The following is a 3003-nucleotide window of genomic DNA, read 5'->3' as shown; positions in this document are numbered from 1 at the left end:
AAGACTAAAATCCACTTTGTCATATCTAAAGTGGAATTTAACTTTTCACTTTAGAATCGACAAAATAAAGAGATTTCAAATTGAATTATGAAATGGGTTGGATTATACTATTGTTTGGAGGTGTCTTTATGAATTTAAAGCGTGACACGTATGCAATTGTAGATTTAGACCATTTAAAATATAATGTTGAATTAGCACATAGTGAATTTAAAAGACCGTTGATGGCTGTGATTAAAGCGGATGCTTATGGTCATGGGTATAAAGAAGTTGCTAGTTTTTTAAAGGATATTGATTATATTGAAATGTTTGCTGTTGCAACACTTCAAGAAGCAATTGAGTTAAGAGAATTAGGAATTAATAAAGGAATATTGATTTTAGGAGCTATTCCAACAAGTAAAGAAGATATTGATTTAGCTATTAAATATGATATTTCTTTAACAATGGTTTCAGTTGCTTATTTAAAATTATTAGATCATTTAATTGATAAGGGACAAACATTAAAAGTGCATATTAAATTAGATACAGGAATGCATCGTATTGGTTTAATGTCTAAAGAAGAATTATCAACTTTATTAAAACTAGTTGATCCTGATAAATTTAATGTAGAAGGAATCTTTACACACTTTGCGACAGCTGATGGAGATGATGTTGCTTTTGAAAAACAAAGAAGTTTATTTTATGAAATGATAGGTAATTGTAAATTCAAATATATTCATTGTTGTAATTCAGCAGCAATGACCTATCATCATGATGAAAAATCAAATATGGGAAGATTAGGAATTACTATGTATGGATGTTCACCAAATGGTGAAAAAGAAACAAAATTCAAACAAGTAATGTCACTTTATACAAAAGTAGCAATGATTAAAAAAATACCAGCAGGAGATCAAGTGGGATATGGTTTAACATATACGGCTAAAGAAGATGAATACATTGCAACATTACCAATTGGTTATGCAGATGGTTTTATTAGAAAAAATCAAGGACGTAAAGTATATATCAATGGTAAGTATTATGAAATTGTAGGACGTGTATGTATGGATCAAATGATGGTTAGAGTAGATGAAAATGTAAAAATAGGAGATCAAGTGGAAATTTTTGGTGAACATATTTCTCTTGAAAGTATGGCGAAAGATCTAGATACGATTTCTTATGAAGTTTTATGTTTGATTTCTAAACGTGTACCAAGGGTCTATGTTCAAGATGGACAAGTAAAAGAATTGTTATAAAAAACGAACTCAAATATGAGTTCGCTTTTTATTTAAATAATTCAGCAATTCTATAATATGATAAAGAACCAGATTTTTGAACTTTTACTTTTCCGTTTTTCATAACGAATGTTGAAGGAATTGTTCCGTCATCTGTTTTAAAAGTTTTTTGAATGTATGTTGTTGCATTATTTTCTTTAGCTAAATTAACATAGTAAATTTTATCACCATGATTCTTTTCTAAATATTTGAGACAAACATTTTTATAATTTAATGTCGTATTATCCTTATCACTACCTACAACAACGACAAAACTATCTTTATCTTTGATTTTTTCTTCTAATTTATCTTGGGAAATTGTTGAAAGTTCAACATGTGTTGCTTGTCTATAAGCAAATAATGCAATAAAAACTACAAATACAAGCCCAAAGACGCTCACTTCTTTCCCGATTTTTTTAAAAAAATCCATAGAAGTTCCTCCTTTTATACTTTTCTATAATACCAAATTTCACCTATATAAACAATAAAAAAAATAGCCAGAGGCTATTTCATTCTTGTTTTAGCAAAGTTCCATGTATCTCTACACATTTCATCAATGCCTCTAGTAGCAACCCAACCAAGTTCTTCTTTAGCTCTTGTAGGATCTGCATAACATGTAGCAATGTCTCCGGCACGACGAGGTTTGATTTCGTATTTTACTTTAACACCATTTACTCTTTCAAAAGCATGAACAAGTTCTAAAACACTATATCCTTGACCAGTTCCTAAGTTACAAATATGTAATCCAGGTTTGTTGTATTTTTCAATTGCTAGAACATGTCCTTTAGCAAGGTCAACAACATGGATATAATCACGTACACCTGTACCATCAGGTGTATCATAATCATCACCAAAGACACCTAAACAAGGAAGTTCTCCAGCAGCTACTTTCATAATATAAGGCATTAAGTTATTTGGAATACCTTTTGGATCTTCTCCAAGTAATCCAGATTCATGGGCACCAATTGGATTGAAGTAGCGTAATAAAGTAACTGACATTTCAGGACAAGCATGTTGTACATCTGTTAAAATTCTTTCCATCATTGCTTTACTTGCTCCATATGGATTTGTTGTTTCACCTAATTTACAATCTTCAGTAAGAGGAACCACTTCAGGATCTCCATAAACTGTAGCACTTGATGAAAAAACAATATTGTTGACATGATATTTTTTCATCATTTTAGCAACAATTAAAGTTGTTGTTAAATTGTTTGTATAATATTCAATAGGTTTTTCTACAGATTCACCAACAGCTTTAAAAGCAGCACAGTGAATAACAGCATCAATTTCATTTTCAATAAAAACTTGTTCAGTTTTCTTTTCATCTAAAATATTAAATTCATAAAATTTAACGTCTTTTCCAGTTATATCCTTAATATATCCTAAAACTTCTGGTTTAGAGTTAGAAAAGTCATCAATTACGATTACTTCATGATTAGCTTGTAATAACTCAACACAGATGTGACTGCCAATATAACCAGCACCACCAGCAACGAGTACTTTCATTTTTATATCCTCCATAGCATCTTGCTTATTTTACGATTCTATTATAACAAATAATAACATAATAAAAAGGTGAAAAAAGAAATAGAATAGGTAAAAAAATAAATTTAACAAAAAAATAAAAAAAATTACAAAAAACTGTTGACGTAAAGATATAGAGGTGTTATTATAAATGGGCATTAGTCAAGGAGGCTTAGCTCAGTTGGGAGAGCATCTGCCTTACAAGCAGAGGGTCAGCGGTTCGAGCCCGTTA

General features: G+C 30.2%; 3 protein-coding genes and 1 tRNA gene. 2 read left to right on the top strand and 2 right to left on the bottom strand.

Translation table 11 applies throughout. The annotated features are described in order from the left end of the window. The first annotated feature begins 128 nt into the window (after positions 1-128). Positions 129-1229, top strand: coding sequence for an alanine racemase (gene alr, locus LJD34_RS15670; protein ID WP_227360336.1), 1101 nt, complete (start codon positions 129-131; stop codon positions 1227-1229). Positions 1230-1257: 28 nt separating this feature from the next. Here alr and LJD34_RS15665 read toward each other — a convergent pair whose 3' ends face one another. Beyond that, on the bottom strand, positions 1258-1677 hold the full coding sequence (locus LJD34_RS15665; protein WP_117574734.1) for a hypothetical protein: 420 nt from the start codon (positions 1675-1677) through the stop codon (positions 1258-1260). Positions 1678-1751: 74 nt separating this feature from the next. Then, positions 1752-2753, bottom strand: coding sequence for a UDP-glucose 4-epimerase GalE (galE, locus tag LJD34_RS15660; RefSeq protein WP_227360335.1), 1002 nt, complete (start codon positions 2751-2753; stop codon positions 1752-1754). Between the two features lie 192 nt (positions 2754-2945). Between galE and LJD34_RS15655 the strand changes: the two genes are divergently transcribed. After that, positions 2946-3003: transfer RNA gene (locus LJD34_RS15655), tRNA-Val, on the top strand.

Source organism: Faecalibacillus sp. MSK20_93, assembly GCF_020589945.1.
Classification (GTDB): Bacteria; Bacillota_I; Bacilli_A; order Erysipelotrichales; family Coprobacillaceae; genus Faecalibacillus; species Faecalibacillus intestinalis.
The sequence above is the reverse complement of the archived record's forward strand: the minus strand, read 5'-3'. Positions and strand labels throughout refer to the sequence as shown.

What these genes read in the sequence shown, in the direction of transcription:
- alr (WP_227360336.1), top strand. Translation starts at nt 129, where the DNA reads ATGAATTTAAAGCGTGACACGTATGCAATTGTAGATTTAGACCATTTA.
- LJD34_RS15665 (WP_117574734.1), bottom strand. Translation starts at nt 1,677, where the DNA reads ATGGATTTTTTTAAAAAAATCGGGAAAGAAGTGAGCGTCTTTGGGCTT.
- galE (WP_227360335.1), bottom strand. Translation starts at nt 2,753, where the DNA reads ATGAAAGTACTCGTTGCTGGTGGTGCTGGTTATATTGGCAGTCACATC.